The organism is Streptomyces phytophilus (assembly GCF_013870535.1).
GTDB classification, from domain to species: Bacteria; Actinomycetota; Actinomycetes; order Streptomycetales; family Streptomycetaceae; genus Streptomyces; species Streptomyces phytophilus.
The window spans coordinates 1-14,656 of sequence record NZ_JACBXC010000049.1 but is presented as its reverse complement, the minus strand read 5'-3'; the positions used below and the strand labels follow the sequence as shown (position 1 = coordinate 14,656).

General features: G+C 68.3%; 14 protein-coding genes, 1 tRNA gene and 2 pseudogenes. 13 read left to right on the top strand and 4 right to left on the bottom strand.

From position 1 onward, the window contains the following. Nucleotides 1–767: FadR/GntR family transcriptional regulator (locus H5J30_RS36440; RefSeq protein ID WP_309505437.1), on the bottom strand; the 767-nt coding region annotated here is incomplete at its 3' end. A 262-nt stretch (nt 768–1,029) separates the two neighbouring features. Here H5J30_RS36440 and H5J30_RS05485 point away from each other — a divergent pair. The 13 genes and pseudogenes from H5J30_RS05485 (at nt 1,030) to H5J30_RS36435 (ending at nt 12,580) form a co-directional block, all read left to right on the top strand. Continuing rightward, complete coding sequence (locus H5J30_RS05485) at nt 1,030–2,808, top strand: L-lactate permease (protein ID WP_181786021.1); 1,779 nt, start codon at nt 1,030–1,032, stop codon at nt 2,806–2,808. Between the two features lie 185 nt (nt 2,809–2,993). After that, nucleotides 2,994–3,801: pseudogene (locus H5J30_RS05480) on the top strand (transposase family protein). 487 nt (nt 3,802–4,288) lie between these two features. Then, a pseudogene (locus tag H5J30_RS37790) lies at nt 4,289–4,435 on the top strand (IS630 family transposase); the annotation flags it as partial. 68 nt (nt 4,436–4,503) lie between these two features. Next, on the top strand, nt 4,504–4,710 hold the full coding sequence (locus tag H5J30_RS35935) for a hypothetical protein (protein WP_220188563.1): 207 nt from the start codon (nt 4,504–4,506) through the stop codon (nt 4,708–4,710). Between the two features lie 116 nt (nt 4,711–4,826). Continuing rightward, on the top strand, nt 4,827–5,021 hold the full coding sequence (locus H5J30_RS35930) for a hypothetical protein (RefSeq protein ID WP_220188562.1): 195 nt from the start codon (nt 4,827–4,829) through the stop codon (nt 5,019–5,021). A gap of 110 nt (nt 5,022–5,131) precedes the next feature. Next, complete coding sequence (locus tag H5J30_RS35925) at nt 5,132–5,977, top strand: Tn3 family transposase (RefSeq protein WP_220188561.1); 846 nt, start codon at nt 5,132–5,134, stop codon at nt 5,975–5,977. After that, the gene (locus H5J30_RS05470; RefSeq protein ID WP_181786020.1) at nt 5,908–6,135 is read left to right on the top strand and encodes a hypothetical protein; all 228 of its coding nucleotides are present in this window, start codon (nt 5,908–5,910) and stop codon (nt 6,133–6,135) included. Before H5J30_RS35925 ends, H5J30_RS05470 begins: the two co-directional genes overlap by 70 nt. 225 nt (nt 6,136–6,360) lie before the next feature. Continuing rightward, on the top strand, nt 6,361–6,663 hold the full coding sequence (locus H5J30_RS05465) for a hypothetical protein (protein ID WP_181786019.1): 303 nt from the start codon (nt 6,361–6,363) through the stop codon (nt 6,661–6,663). Between the two features lie 315 nt (nt 6,664–6,978). Further along, nucleotides 6,979–8,940 (top strand): CocE/NonD family hydrolase, encoded by a 1,962-nt coding sequence (locus H5J30_RS05460; RefSeq protein WP_181786018.1) that lies wholly within the window; start codon nt 6,979–6,981, stop codon nt 8,938–8,940. Beyond that, the gene (locus H5J30_RS05455; RefSeq protein WP_181786017.1) at nt 8,941–9,660 is read left to right on the top strand and encodes a TetR/AcrR family transcriptional regulator; all 720 of its coding nucleotides are present in this window, start codon (nt 8,941–8,943) and stop codon (nt 9,658–9,660) included. Then, nucleotides 9,651–10,421: an enoyl-CoA hydratase/isomerase family protein gene (locus H5J30_RS05450; RefSeq protein WP_258563113.1), complete on the top strand. Its 771-nt coding sequence runs from the start codon at nt 9,651–9,653 to the stop codon at nt 10,419–10,421. Before H5J30_RS05455 ends, H5J30_RS05450 begins: the two co-directional genes overlap by 10 nt. Further along, complete coding sequence (locus tag H5J30_RS05445) at nt 10,418–11,995, top strand: AMP-binding protein (RefSeq protein ID WP_181786015.1); 1,578 nt, start codon at nt 10,418–10,420, stop codon at nt 11,993–11,995. Before H5J30_RS05450 ends, H5J30_RS05445 begins: the two co-directional genes overlap by 4 nt. 306 nt (nt 11,996–12,301) lie before the next feature. Then, nucleotides 12,302–12,580 carry a hypothetical protein gene (locus H5J30_RS36435; RefSeq protein WP_258563112.1) on the top strand — a complete coding sequence of 93 codons (279 nt, stop codon included), beginning with the start codon at nt 12,302–12,304 and terminating at the stop codon, nt 12,578–12,580. Between the two features lie 127 nt (nt 12,581–12,707). On the opposite strand, the gene H5J30_RS05435 is transcribed toward H5J30_RS36435, so the two are convergent. From H5J30_RS05435 to H5J30_RS05425, 3 genes are all read right to left on the bottom strand, one after another. Then, a tRNA-Pro gene (locus tag H5J30_RS05435) sits at nt 12,708–12,781 on the bottom strand. 106 nt (nt 12,782–12,887) lie between these two features. After that, nucleotides 12,888–13,673, bottom strand: a complete 786-nt coding sequence (locus H5J30_RS05430; RefSeq protein ID WP_181786014.1) for a CPBP family glutamic-type intramembrane protease — start codon at nt 13,671–13,673, stop codon at nt 12,888–12,890. 66 nt (nt 13,674–13,739) lie between these two features. Then, a partial coding sequence (locus tag H5J30_RS05425; protein WP_181786013.1) for a WD40/YVTN/BNR-like repeat-containing protein occupies nt 13,740–14,656 on the bottom strand: 917 nt, incomplete at its 5' end.

Here is a 14,656-nt window from a genome sequence, read left to right as displayed (position 1 = left end):
GAGGGCGGGGTGTGGGGCATGGACCGGTTGAGGGTGTGGGATGCGATGCGGTGGAAGCCGCGGATGTGCCAGTCGACTTCGTCGGCGGCCCGGTCGGCGTCACCTTGTGCGACGGCCTCGTAGAGCGAGCGGTGCTGGCGGCGCAGCGCGTTCAGCACGGCGTCCGCATCGGCCAACTGCTCGAAAGCGTGGAGGAGAGTGTGCCGGATCGCCCCGCGGATCGCGGTGGTGAGGGCAGTCAGGAGCCGGTTGTCCGCCGCCTCGGCCAGCGCCATGTGAAAGTCGGTGTCCAGGTCGTTGAACCGGTCCCGCGGCAGGGTCTCGTCATCCATGCGGTCGAGGAGTTCGCGCATGCGGGCGAGATCGTTCTCCGTTGCCTGCGAGGCGGCCAGGGAGGCGCTCGCCCGCTCCAGCGCGACGCGGGCCTCTGTGATCTCGTCCAGATCGAAGTTCGACAACGCGACATGGACGCGGAGCAGCCTGGAGAGGCCGGTCGTCGGAGTGCCGGCGATCACGCTGCCGGAGTCGCGACCGGTGCCGACCTGAGGCCGGTGCAGGACACCGTGCGCTTCCAGGACGCGGAGCGCCTCGCGCACGGCCGCCCTGCTCACTCCGAGCATTGAGGCGAGGTCCCGCTCGGGCGGGAGCCGGTCGCCGATGCGCAGCTCGCCGGAGAGGATCTTCTCCTCCACGCGGTCGACGACCTGCTCCCACGCGCGTGAACGGATCAGTGGCTGCCAGCCGGTGGCCTCGGGCACTGTCTCCACCTCCCTCGGATGGGACCAAAGGCGGCCGTCACCCGCCCTATTGACACCTGATGAGGGCAATCCTACGGTCCCACCGATGCTTGGTCTGACCAAGGTCACCCACGAGCCGCGGGGCCGATCTGGGACGTGAAGCCGGGAACCGGTCGAGCGGCTGTCGCCCCGCGAGGGAGGTAGCCATGGAGAACAGTCCCCCGCCCCACAATTCCGCCTGGTGGATGACCGACACCTGGATCGCCACCGGCGGCGCCGGAAGGCGCACCCCATGCTGACCGACAACCTCGCCGTTCTGAGCCTGCTGGCCCTGGCCCCGATCCTGCTCGTGGGAGTACTCCTCGTCGGGCTGCGCTGGCCCGCCACCTATGCCATGCCCGCCGGCTACGCCCTCGTCGTCGGGATCGCCATGGTGGCCTGGGAGGTCGGGGCCACCGAGGTGGCCGCCTCCTCGATCCAGGGGCTGATCATCGCCCTCACCCTGCTGTACATCGTCTTCGGTGCCCTGTTGCTCCTGGCGACGCTCGACGCCAGCGGGGCCCTGCGGACGATCCGTTCCGCGTTCACCCGGATCAGCCCCGACCGCCGGGTGCAGGCGATCATCGTGGGTTGGCTGTTCGGCAGTTTCATCGAGGGCGCTTCCGGGTTCGGCACCCCCGCCGCGGTGGTGGCCCCGTTGCTGCTGGCCCTGGGTTTCCCGGCGATGGCCGCCGTGATGGTGGGGCTGATTATCCAGAGCACGCCGGTGAGCTTCGGGGCCGTGGGCACGCCGATGCTCGTCGGTGTCAACGACGGGCTGAGCGGCTCCCCGGCCGTCGAGGCCCACCTGGCGCGTGAGGGTACCGTCCTGGCCGATTACGTGCCGGAGGTCGCCGTCCAGGTCGCGCTACTGCACGCCATCATCGGCACTCTTGTGCCGCTGTTCGTCGTCTGCCTGCTGACCCGCTACTTCGGTACCCGCCGCAGCTTCGGGGAGGGCCTGGCGATTGCGCCGTTCGCGCTGTTCGCCGCGCTCGCCATGACCGTTCCCTATGTGGCGGTCGCGGTGCTGTTCGGCCCGGAGTTTCCCTCGCTTCTCGGCGGGCTCGTCGGCCTGTTCATCGTCATGGTCGCGACCCGGCGCGGCTTCCTGCAACCCGCGCAGCCCTGGGACTTCCCTCCGCGGGAGCGCTGGCTGCCCGAGTGGACGGGCACCGTGCAGCCCGACATGCGCGAGGCCACTGCAACGGACATGTCCGTTGCCAAGGCATGGCTGCCCTACCTGGTGGTGGCCTCGCTGCTCGTGCTCTCCCGGCTTCCCCAATTGCCGCTCAAGGACTGGCTGTCGGGGATGTCGATCGAGTGGAACAGCATCCTCGGTACGGGGGTCGCCCAGGCTGTGGAGCCGCTCTTCCTACCCGGGTTCATGTTCCTGGCGACCATCGGGTTCACCTACGTGGTGTTCCGCATGAAACGCCGGGAGATCGCTGAATCGTGGCGAGTGGCGGGTCGCCAGATCGTCGCCGCGGGAGTGGCGCTCCTGTTCGCCGTCCCTCTCGTCCGGGTGTTCATCAACTCCGGCCCCGACTTCAACGCTACGGGGCTGGACAGCATGCCCCTGACCCTCGCCACCGGAGCGGCGGACCTCGCCGGATCGGCCTGGCCGATGTTCGCGCCCTGGGTCGGCGCGCTCGGCGCATTCGTGGCGGGCAGCAACACGGTGAGCAATCTGATGTTCTCGCTCTTCCAGTTCTCGACGGCAGAGCAGATCGACGTCAATCCGACGGTGGTTGTGGCCACGCAAGCGGTCGGCGGCGCGGCAGGGAACATGGTCACGGTCCACAATGTCGTCGCCGCGTGCGCCACCGTGGGGCTCATCGGCAAAGAGGGCCACCTCATCCGCAAGACGGTCCTGCCGATGATCTACTACTGCGTCGCCGCGGGCATGCTCTCCTATGTCTTCATCCACGGCCTCGGCCTCAACGCGGGAACTCTCGGCCTCGCCCTGCTGCTCGCTGTTCTCACCGCGCTGGCCGCGCACGCCCGGCGACACATACCCGCCGACGGCTGACGCCGACCAGTGGGTGGTCGCGCGGCCTTTCAGTGACGTTTTCTCAGCGATGGTGCTTTCTGGGGCGGGTTCGGCTGAGGGCTGCGGGGTGGGCCGGACAGTGGTGCCCCGGGTGCGGATGGACGTGAAGCCCCTGGTAGGACGGTTCTCACCACAAGATCGTCCACGTCGCCAGAGGCTTCACGTTGGTCCCCTATGCTGCCATGCTCGATGTCCCGCGCCACGTGGTGGAGCACACCGCGCGCTTACTGGCCGCCCACCGCCGCCAGATCGGCACACCAAGGAGATCGCGGGTGCTGGGCCCGTTCCGCCAGGCCGTGTTCGTGCTGCGCTGGTTCCGCGAGGCCGGCTGCGTGCACTGCCTGGCCCGCGACGCCGGTGTCTCGCAGGCCACCGGCTACCGCTACCTCCACGAGGCCATCAACGTCCTGGCCGAACACGCCCCCGACCTGCACCAGGTGCTGGGGCGCTGCCGCGCACAGGGGATGAGCCACGTGATCCTGGACGGCACCCTGATCTCCTGTGACCGGACCGCCGGCACCACCGAGAACGGCAACGACCTGTGGTACTCCGGCAAAGCGAAACACTTCGCCGGCAACGTCCAGTTCCTCGCCGCCCCCGACGGCACCCCGCTGTGGATCTCCGACGTCGAGCCCGGCTCGGTCCACGACCTGCGCGCCGCCCGCATACACGCCCTGCCAGCCCTCTACCCCGCGGCCCGCGACGGGCTGCCGACCCTGGCCGACGCCGGCTCCACCGGCGCCGGCATCGGCGTGCACACCCCGTTTCGACCGCACCCGGACATCGCCTCCCCGCTGGCCACCGACACCCGTGCTCACAACCGCCTGCTGCGCGGCATCCGCGCCCCGGGGCGAACGCGCCGCCGCCGAACCCAAACAACGCTGGCGCACCCTGCAGCACATCACGCTCAGCCCCAGCCGCATCGGCGCCATCGCCAAGGCCACCCTCGCACTCAACAACACCTGGAAATGAATGAGGCTGAGAAAACGTCAATCTCCCACATGGACATAAGGCCCCCTCAAGACAACGCACAGTCATCTCATCGTCGCGTAGATGCACAACGCTGCCCAGCCGGCGGCCGGAGCTTGCCGGGGGACGTGGCGTACCGGCGCAGACCTGACCACCACCGGCCGCTACACCGAGATCACTTCCCGCTTCACCGAACCTGCCCTCCTCTCCCCGGCGCCGCACTCGCGATCCGCAGCCGCGTCAAACGATGAGCAGGACAAGACACCACACAAGCGCCGCTGAGAAACTGGGTCTCGTTCAGCGCAGAGCGATGCCCCTGGTCTCAACGGAAAGGGCAGTGCCGGCCCCGTGAGACCGCTCGCTACACTCCCGCCACCCAATACACCGAAATCCTGCTGGAGTAGTAGAACTGGGTGCCTACGGATACTGAGTTTCAAAGGGTGGGGTCGTCTGGGCTGACGGGTCGCGGTCCCTGCGGTATGCCGGATGTGTGAGGTACGCGCAAGGTGGTCGGTTGACTGATGAACGGCGTGCCTTCCGCGAGAAGTTACGACTGGAGGCAGCCGAGCGGTTCCAAGTCGGTGACGACAACGCGGTGATCGCCCGTGATCTGCGGGTCAGTGTGCGGTCGGCTCGTTCAGCGGGTGGCGCTGGGCCGTGTCCGGTAGTTGTGCAGGGTGGTGAACGTGCCGCGAGGTGGTGCCGATGGACGGCGTCGTGCGCAAGGACTGGCGCGAGGCGGTCGTCGACGACAAGGGCAGGATCGAGCGCATCCCCTACGAGCTGTGTGCCCTGGTCGCGCTGCGGGACGCGATCCGGCGCCGGGAGATTTACGTCGAGGGCGCCAGGCGGTGGGGCGATCCGGAGGACGACCTGCCCGGCGATTTCGAGTCGGCCCGCAGTGTGCACTAGGCCGCGATCCGCCAGCCCGAGGACCCAGGGGAGTTCGTCACTGGGCTGAGGCGTCGGATGACGGACGGTCTGGACCGGCTGTCGGCGGCGCTCGCGGACGGCTCGGGGGGGGCGGGGTGAAGGTCACCACCCGCAAGGGCGAGCCGTGGATCACCGTGCCGAAGCTGGAGCCGCTGGACGAGCCCACCGGCCTTCAGTCGTTGAAGGACGAGGTCGTACGGCGGCGGGGCGTGCTCGACCTGCTGGACGTGCTGAAGAACGCCGACTTCCTGACCGGCTTCACTGGCGAGTTCTCCTGTGTCGCCGCGTAAGAGCGCATCGACCGCGCCACGCTCCAGCGGCGCCTGCTGCTGGCGCTGTTCGCGCTGGGCACCAACATGGGGCATCCGGACCATCGTGGCGACCGGCGAGCACGGGGAGAGTGAGGCGGCGCTGTGGCACGTGCGCCGGCACTTCATCACCGTCGACCTGTACCGCCCCGACGACCCCGCCCGGCTGGCCGGCCCTCGGCGCCTCGCTGACCCGGCCCGTCAAGTGGGACCTGATCGCCCAGCAGTACGACCAGATGGTCAAGTACGCCACCGCGCTGCGGCTGGGGACGGCCGAAGCCGAGCAGGTGCTGCGTCGCTTCACCCGCGGCGGGCCCAAGCACCCCACCTACGCCGCCTTCCAAGAACTGGGCCGCGCCGTGCGCACGGTCTTCGCCTGTGACTACCTGGCCTCTCCCGGCCTGCGCCGGGAGATCCACGGTGGCTTGCAGGCCGTGGAGAACTGGAACAGCGCGAACACCGTGCTGCACTACGGCAAGGACGGCGCCCTGACCGGACCGGACAAGGAGCACGCCGAGACGTCGATGCTCGCGCTGCACCTGCTCCAGTCCGCTCTGGTGCACGTCAACACGCTGCCGCTCCAGCAGGTACTGGCCGAGCCCAAGTGGGCAACGAGGCTCACCGATGACGACCGGCGCGGCCTGACCGCGCTGTTCCGGTCGAACGTCAACCCGTACGGCACGTTCCGTCTGGAGATGGACGAGCGCCTGGACCTCGGCCTGCCCACCGTGCTCCGCCCCCGTACACCGGCGCCCGCCCTGCACCGGAGTCCCACCATGCCCGCTGAACAGATCGGACGCTGGACCAGCATCGATACCACCGTGAACCTCTCACCCAGGACGGTGGGCCGGATACCGCGCTCGCGCTGGTGTGCAGCCTGTACGCGCTCAATGAGGTCTCCAAACCTGTCGAGCCGGGCCAGGCCGCCGCGCGGCTGATCGTCGCCCGCCTGGACGGCACCCCGCTCGGCGTTCTGGCCCTCGACGGGCAGGACGCCGGGATCCTGGCCAGGCGCGTCCATGCGATGTCGGCCGACCGCTACGGCAAGGTCTTCGCCGAGGACCTGGCCGAACCCATCCGCCGGTACCGGCAGTGAGCGCTGGCACCCGTGCCTCGGGCCGGGGATCACGTACGGCGGTACGGCTGGTGCACCCCGACGGGGTGGCCGGCCAGGCAGTACGAACTCGTCGGTGCGCTGCGAGCAGCTGAGGCCGCCACCGCCGGCGTAACGCGGCGATCTGCGCGGGCATCCATGACCGGATGAGCTCGGTAGAGCGGGCGGGCCTGCTGCGGCTGCTGGAGGAGCGGGGACGTGGACGGTATGACGTCTTACAACCGGGTGAAGAAGCCGGCCCAGGCTCCGAGCAGGTCGCACTTCAAGCGGCTTCTCACGCAGCTGGACTGGGTCGACGCCCCGGGCGACACCACGGTGTGGACGGACGGCGTGGCCGCACGGAAGATCACTGACTTCGCGGGCGAGGCGGAATCGCTGGATGCCTCCGGACTCAAGGCGTACGCGCCGGTGAAGCGGGTCGCGCTGGTGGCGTGTCTGGTGCACAAGGCGAGGATGCGGGCCGGCCTGACTGTCTATCCCCCTGATCAACCGCACTACATCACGAGTTGAACCTCAACAACAGATCTCTCCAGCTCGCACGATACCTCTTGCCTTCTGGCACGAGCCACCTAAAATATCAATCGATCGATTAAATCTACGGTTCGACCAGGGCAGTGTCACTGCGTGGGATGGATGGCGGGTTATGAGCAAGGCGTGTGCTGCGGTCGCAGCTGCAGCGGGTGAAGCGATCACGTTGCGCGGATGTGGTGGCGGCAGCTCTGATGGATCACCAGGTCAAAAGGTGGCCGGCGGCACGGCAACGGTCGCGTTCGAGAGTGGCGAGTCTGACGCCGCGATCCTGGCACTGGCGGCAAGGGGGGAGTCATGAAGGAAACGATGCTGCGCAACATCGGCTTGGTGACTCGCGACGGCACTGTCCTGGCAGCAGATGCCTGCTGTCCCTCAGGGGAAGGACCGTGGCCGGCGCTCATCGTCTATGTCCCGTACAACAAGGACATGTGGATCGGTCCGCGATGGGCGAACCGTCTGGGATACTTCGCGAGCCGCGGGTACGTCAGCGTTCTGGTCGACTTCCGTGGCACAGGCGCCTCGGGTGGGAGCAAGGGGGACGCCTTCGAGGCCGTCGAGTCCGCGGACGTCTACGACATCGTTGAGGCTGTGGCGGACAAGCCGTGGTGCGATGGGCGTGTGGGCATGTGGGGAGTGTCGTACGGCGGTATCACGTCGCTCCGGGCGGCAGCCGTTGCTCCCCCTCATCTCAAGGCTGTCGTGGCGATCGAAGGCTCCACCGACCCGTACGAGTACGAGGTTATGCGCAACGGCGCGCCGGGCCTGGCCATGATCGAGGCCGAGTGGGCCAGCATCATGCTGGCTGTGGGCGCAGTTCCGCCTGTGGCCGGCGTTCCCGGTGGTGACGTCGAAGCGGTCGCCAGGGGCCACTATGACGGCCTCTGCCCCTGGGTGTTTCCTTGGATGGATCACATCGCCCGTGACGACTACTGGGCCGGTCGCGAGGTCGACGCCGGCTTGATCGAGGTTCCCACGATGATCGTGACCAGTTGGCGCGATACCAACCCGACCGGCGCGTGGCGGGACTTCAACGCCGTGACGGGACCTCGCCGCATCATCGCCGGGCCCTGGCAGCACGGTCTGCCTGACTGTGATGCGACCGATCCCATCGACACCCTGCACGAGATGTGCAGGTGGTTCGAGACTTGGATCCGCGGTGAGGAATCGGGGCTCGCTGCGGAACCGGTCGTCTCGGCCTACGTCCTGGGTGCGGGTGAATGGGAGGGTTACGACTCCTGGCCGCCGGTGACGAAGGCGGTGGAGCTCTTTTTGACAGCGAGCGGCGGCCTCGTTCCGGTGGCACCGCTGGATCGGTCGGACGTACCCGTGCTCTTCGACGCCTCTGTCGGGCTTCAAGGTGGTCTCGGCATGGCTCACCCCCCTGGTGAGCAGACCGAGGACGATGTGAGGTCGACCCTTTTCGAGTCGGCGCCTCTCGAAGAGACCCTCGACATCGTCGACCGCGTCCGGGTCGAGCTCGCGGTGACGGTGCAGAGCCTGGAGACCGACATCGCGGTGCGGCTCGTCGATGTCGATCCCACCGGCCGCGGTGTCCTCGTCGCCCGGGGGTTCCTCTCGCTGTCCAACCTCCCGCCGTACGTCGGTGACGGCATCGAGGTACCAGAGACCCGGGCGCACGTGGACCTGCACCCGGTGCGTTATCGGGTGCGACGCTGCCACCGGCTCCGTCTCGCCGTCGCGGCCGCGGATTTCCCTGAGATCTGGCCGGGGGTGACAGGCTCCGACTACCTCGTCGTCGCCGGTGGACCGGACCCGAGCCGGATCCTGGTGCCGTGCCTAACGGCGCCGGCGCTCTCGACCCCGACCTTCGGGAAGCCTGACATGGAAAGTGCGGCCGAGGTGGTGCAGACCAATGACTCCACGCTCGACGTATTCCGCGGCGGTCCTGATGAGGAGGCGGGGGTGGTCGGGCATACGACCACCCGCCTGCTCGCCACGGACGGTTCGCCGGTGGAGTTCGAGCACGAGTACCGCATCACGACAGTGCCGCGTCGCCCGGAACGGACGCAGTTGGCCACCAGCACACGGATCGTGGTGACGCATCCTGACCGCCGGCTGGAGATCGAAGCTCGGACGGATCGCGACCAGGAAGTCGCCGAGGCGACCGTCGAGGTGGTCGTCGATGGTGAAGTCTTCTTCTCCAAGTCTTTCCAGCACCATCGCGGGATGATGATTGTTCCTGCTACCGGTTCGGCGATCGACGCTGCCAGCAGCGGGACGGGAGAGCCGGTATAGATGGCACGGACACCAGGTGCGAACGTCGAGGAGACACGCGCCCGCATCTACAAGGCTGCACTGCGCCTCTTCGCCCGCCATGGCTTCCAGGCAGTGGGAATTCGCGCGATCGCCCAGGAGGCAGGTCTCACCACGGGCGCCCTCTATTACCACATGGGGACCAAGGAAGACCTACTGATGGACATCATGAAGTCGACGATGCTTCCACTGACTGAGACCTGCCAAAGGGCTCTGGAAGTCCATGACCGGCCCGAACAGCAGCTCGCCGCAATCACCGAGTTGCATGTCTGGGTGCACGGCGGACGCGGGACCGCGACAATGATCACCGACACCGAGGTCCGGGCGCTCAGCGATCCCCATCTCTTCGAGATCATGAAGCTGCGTGACGAGTATGAAGGCGTCTGGCGCACCGTGATGGACAACGGCGTGGCTGAGGGTGTCTTCGACGTCCCGGACGCCGGTGTCGCCACCATCGCGCTGCTCGAACTGGTCACGGGTGCCGCGCACTGGTACCGGCCGGGTGGTCGATTGCCGCTGATCAAGCTCTGTGAGGTACACGCCGATCTGGCTCTCGGCACCGTGCGCGCGCATCGAGGCAACAGGCCCGTGAGGCGAAGTGACCTGACGCTGGAGCCACCCGGCAAGGGGCTGCCACTCGACGTCATCGGCCCCGACGTTCCGTTGTCGACCTTCCAGACCTCTTCGAAGGGATGCAAGTGAGCTCCTCGATCAGCGTCCTCCGGGCGGGTCCCGTGTCCGTCGTAGGTATCGACCGACCTGAGGTGCGCAACGCTATGAACCTGTCCACGCTCACTGAACTGGTCGCAGTGCTTGAGCGTGAGACCGGCGCCCCTGAGGTTGCAGCGCTCGTGGTCACGGGTGGCCCCGATGCGTTCTGCACCGGTGAGGACCTACGCGAGGCACCCAGCATGGAGCAGGCGGAGTTCATCGAGCAGATCGAGAAGTTTCAGCGGGTCGCTGACCTGCTCCGCAACGCGCGGCAGCCGGTGGTCGCAGCCGTCAGCGGACCGGCGGTCGGCGGCGGACTTGAGATAGCCGTGAACTGCGATCTGCGGATCGCGGCCACCAACGCATTCTTCAGCTGTCCCGAGGTGCACTGGGGCCTGGTGATCACCAACGGCGCCTCGGTCCTCCTGCGCAACCTCGTCGGAGACGGGTGGACCCGTGAGCTGACATTGTTCGGCACCACCCTCGATGCGGCCGAAGCCCTACAGATCGGCCTGGTCACCCGTGTCGTCGACCCGGATCATTTGATGGCCGAGGCAATAACGCTGGCGACGAAGGCCGCCGGAAACGACGCCGAAGCCCTCATGCTCACGAAGGGACTCCTCAACGCGGATCCACGTCCCTGGCCCGAAGTCCTGCAGGCCGAGACGGCGGCCGTCACAAAGGGATTCGGCCGCGAGGAGGTCAAACGCCGCCTCAAGAGCTTCCGAACTCGTGCCCGGGACGTGAAGTGACAGCCACGGTTACAGCCCTCCTTCGCCAACGCACAGCGGACCAGCCGGACCGAACATTCCTGCGCTTCGCCTCAAGTGAACGGACCTATGCCGAGGTCGACCAGGCATCGGACATCACCGCGGCGAAGCTCGCGGCTCTCGGCGTACGACCAGGCGATGCAGTCGGCCTCATGCTCGGGAACTCACCAGACTTCATCCAGGCGTGGTTCGGCGCGAACAAAATCGGCGCTATTTGTGCAACCGTCAACACCAGCTTCCGCGGTCCCGCCCTCGTGCACATGCTCAACATCCAAGGCGCTCAGGTGCTCGTGATCGTCCCTGAGGCCGCGGCTGCCATCGAAGCTGTGGCCGACCAACTCGCTCACCTCAAGCTCATCGTCGTGTGTGGCGACGTGTCAGCCGCGTCCCTGGCAGGGAACATCCCTGTGGTCGCGTTCGACGCCGTTGATGCCGGCGGCGGCGCCGTTGCTGATCACCCCGTGACCGGCTCAGACATCGCACTGCTCCTCGGCACCTCCGGCACGACCGGTCGGTCGAAGGCGTGTGCTCTCTCACACACCTACACGGTGCGACAGGCCGAGTTGATGGTTGAACACCTCCGGCTTACGCCTGATGACGTGCTCTACTGCCCGTTCCCGTTGTTCCACCTGGATGCCGCCGTGCTGACAGTCATGCCGGCACTCGTTTCCGGCGGGGTCGCCGCCATCGGCGAGCGCTTCTCCGTCTCGCGGTTCTGGGACGAGGTGCGGGCGTTTGAAGCGACCGTCTTCGACTTCATGGGTGCAACCCTCACCATGCTGCATAACGCACCGTTGCTTGACGATGACGCGGACAACCCGGTGCGACTCGCCTGGGGTGTTCCGGTCCCGGACTTCGCCAGGGAGTTCGAGTCACGCTTCGGGCTGCGCCTGGTCGAGCTCTACGGGTCGACAGACGCAGGCGTCCCTGTGTACGAGCCTCTCGACCAGCCGCGTCGGCCGGGCTCGTGCGGCAAACCCATCGGGGCCTACGACGTGCGGCTGTTCGACGCACATGACTGTGAGATCGAGACGGGCGCCACCGGCGAGATCGTCGTCCGTCCGAACGAACCCGACCTGATCGCCAGCGGCTACTTCGGGATGCCCGAGGAAACTCTCGCGGCACGACGGAACCTCTGGTTCCACACGGGCGACCTCGCCCGAGCGGATCAGGATGGCTACCTCTACTTCGTCGGTCGCCTCAAAGACGCGATCCGCCGACGAGGTGAGAACATCTCGGCCTTCGAGGTGGAGGAGATTGTCAAGGCACACCCGAACGTCCTTGATGTGGCCGCCTACGGCGTGCCGAGCGAGCTGACTGAGGACGACGTGATGGTCGCTGTTGTGCCTCACCCGAGCTGCACCTTCGTGTACGAGGACCTGATCGCATTCTGTACCGACAGGATGGCGGCCTACATGGTTCCCAGGTATGTCGAACTGGTCGACGACCTCCCACGTACGCCCACCGAGAAGGTGGAGAAGCAGATCCTCGTTGCGCGGGGCGTCACCGCCACCACCTGGGACCGGACCGCAACACGGGCTGGCCCGTCGGCGTAGGTGGATCGGCGAACGCCCTGCCAATCGCGTTCAGTTGCCTGATGGGCCACCGCATGGCCTGCGCTCGCTCCGACCTCTGCACGCCGATGGGCCGTGTGGACTGCCGCCCTTCACGACAGTGGGTTCAATGTCACCCTGCGCTGCCCCTCGCACCTCGCGACAGGCGAGCGCCCGCTCTGCTGCAGTAAATGCCGGATTTACCGCGGCAGGCCCTCTACCGTGCTCGTCGCGGCCTGCGGCGGCCCGATCCGGCCGCCGGGGCGAGGTACGCATTTACTGCGGCAGCGGGCGAGAGGCGGGGCGGACGTGGCGATCGAACCAGCGACCGGACTCGGGAGCGGGGGCCGCGCTCCGGCTGCGCGCGCCCGGGTCGTGCCGCTGTCCGCCCCGCCGGCGTCGTACACGGCGGCCGTCGAGCGGTACCTGACCGGCGTCGGCATCGCGAAGTCCTCCGCACGTATCTACTGGATCTCCCTGACGACATGGGGATGGATACTCGCCGGCGAAACGGCGCCGGGCCTTGTAGGAACCGCACAATCCGACACGAGAACAGAAGTGATCTTGGTCCCCAAGAAAACGCTCTGATCAGCAGTTTTTCCCGACCCGTGGTCCCCAAGGGTCTGACGAAGCGTCAGACTGACGACGTGTCAGCGAATCGCGAAAGGCCCTCTGACCTGGGATTCCTCCCGTTCAAAGGGCCTCTTCAGCACCGTCGGGACGGCGGGATTTGAACCCACGACCCCTTGACCCCCAGTCAAGTGCGCTACCAAACTGCGCCACGTCCCGGTGCCCGGACGACCTGGGGTTTCTCCCTGGCCGATCGCGCACGAGAACCATACCGCATCCACCCCCTGGTCCCGCAAAGCCGATTGTCCGGCGGCTTCTGCCGCGGTCAGAAGAGCCAGAGGGCGGTGATCGCGGTGTTGTGGAGCGTGTGGGCGACGATGCAGGGGACTATCGAGCGGCGCCACAGGAGCAGGGCCGTGGTGGTCGCTGCCAGGAAGGCGGCGAAGATCAGGTTGACCGGGCCGCCCAGTTCGTGGCCTGTGGTGAAGACCAGGGCGGAGAGGGTCGCGGCTGCGGTGAAGGTGGTGTGGCGGAGGAGGGGGGTGGGGAGGGTCTCGCGGGCTCGGGCGGTGGTGAGGAACGTGAGGAGGAGCAGGAGGGGGGCGCGGAAGAGGAGTTCCTCGTGGACCGGGGCCGAGAGGGCGCCGTCGAGGAGGTGGACGGCGGTGGAGGTGTCGGCCACGGCCGCGTAGCGGGGGTCTTCCGCGGCCGGGGTGGAGGACAGGCCGGGGATGCGGACGAGGAGTTCGGCGGCGGCCAGGCACAGGGCGCCTGCGGCGAGGCCCGCGGCGAGGCTTGCGGTGGCCGTGCGCCGGGTGGCGGGGCGCAGGCCCAGGGCCGTGGTGAGGCGGGCGGCGGCGGCTTTCAGGGACGTACGGGAGCCGGCGAGGAGTGCGGCGACGAGGGTGAAGGCGGCGGCCAGGCCGAGGGCCGGGGCGACGTCGCGGGTGGTGAACTTCCACGCCTCGTAGCCGGGGAGCAGCGTGAGGCTGATCGGGATCAGCATGGCGGTGCAGGTCAGGGCCACCCACAGGAACGTCACCGACAGCACCCGCAGGATCCCGGGGTCGAGGTCGAGGCGGCGTATCAGCGCTGCTGTGCGGGTGGTCACGCGGCTCAACCGTAGGGAGGCGGCGGGTGCGGCGACCACGGTCTTAGGTCCCGACGTGGCCGCCGGCTACTCCAGGCGCGCCACCCTGCCCCGCTCCCCCGCCGCCCAGCAGCCCAGGTCGGCGGTGCAGTCCACGGTGTCGTACGAACCGGAGTCGAAGCCGTGCCACGTGCGCCCGCCGTCGAACGTGACGTCCGAGCCGGTCGGGCCCACGGCCAGGGCCGCGGTGCGGCTGTGCGGCAGCCAGGCCACGCCCGAGCGGTACTCCGGCGGCGGCTTGCGGGCGTCCGTCCAGTTCGCGCCGCCGTCGCCGGTACGGGCCGCCGCGTCCGGCGAGGGGTTGCCGGGCTGGAAGTCGCCGCCCACCGCGAGGCCGTGGCGGGCGTCGCGGAAGGCCAGGGCGAAGACGCCGCGGGCCGGGTCGCCGGCCGGGATGCCGGACTCGGCGGCGGTCCACGTGCGGCCGCGGTCGGCGGAGTGCAGGACGCGCGCCGTCGCGCCGCCGCCGGTGGCGAACCAGGCGTCCGAGCGGCCCGCGCTCACCAGGCACTGCCCGCTCGCCGCGAACGCCGCGTCGCCCGGCTGCGCCGGCGGCATGCCGTCGTCGGGCAGGACCTTCCAGGAGCGGCCGCCGTCGGACGTCGACAGGATGCGGAACCGGCCGTCCACCGGGTCGCTCAGGGCGAGCCCGTCGCGGCCGCCGGCGAAGAAGGTCACGCAGTCGTAGAAGGCGTCGGGGTGGTCGTTGCGGAAGGTCTCGGTCCAGGTCGCGCCGGCGTCGTCGGTGCGGTAGATGCGGGAGTCCTCGCCCGGCCCGATGGACAGGGCGACCGCGCTGCGCCGGCCCAGCGCCTCGATGTCGCGGAACTCCAGCGCCTCGGTCCCCGGCGGCGACACGTCCCGCCAGCTCCGCCCGCCGTCCGTCGTACGCAGCACGGTGCCGCCGGCGCCGGACGCCCACGCGGTGTCGCGGCTGACCGCGG

Excerpts from the sequence above, each read along its gene's own strand:
- H5J30_RS05455 (WP_181786017.1), top strand. The coding sequence starts at position 8,941 with ATGGCACGGACACCAGGTGCGAACGTCGAGGAGACACGCGCCCGCATC.
- H5J30_RS05450 (WP_258563113.1), top strand. The coding sequence starts at position 9,651 with ATGCAAGTGAGCTCCTCGATCAGCGTCCTCCGGGCGGGTCCCGTGTCC.
- H5J30_RS05465 (WP_181786019.1), top strand. The coding sequence starts at position 6,361 with ATGACGTCTTACAACCGGGTGAAGAAGCCGGCCCAGGCTCCGAGCAGG.
- H5J30_RS05485 (WP_181786021.1), top strand. The coding sequence starts at position 1,030 with ATGCTGACCGACAACCTCGCCGTTCTGAGCCTGCTGGCCCTGGCCCCG.
- H5J30_RS35935 (WP_220188563.1), top strand. The coding sequence starts at position 4,504 with ATGGACGGCGTCGTGCGCAAGGACTGGCGCGAGGCGGTCGTCGACGAC.
- H5J30_RS05460 (WP_181786018.1), top strand. The coding sequence starts at position 6,979 with ATGAAGGAAACGATGCTGCGCAACATCGGCTTGGTGACTCGCGACGGC.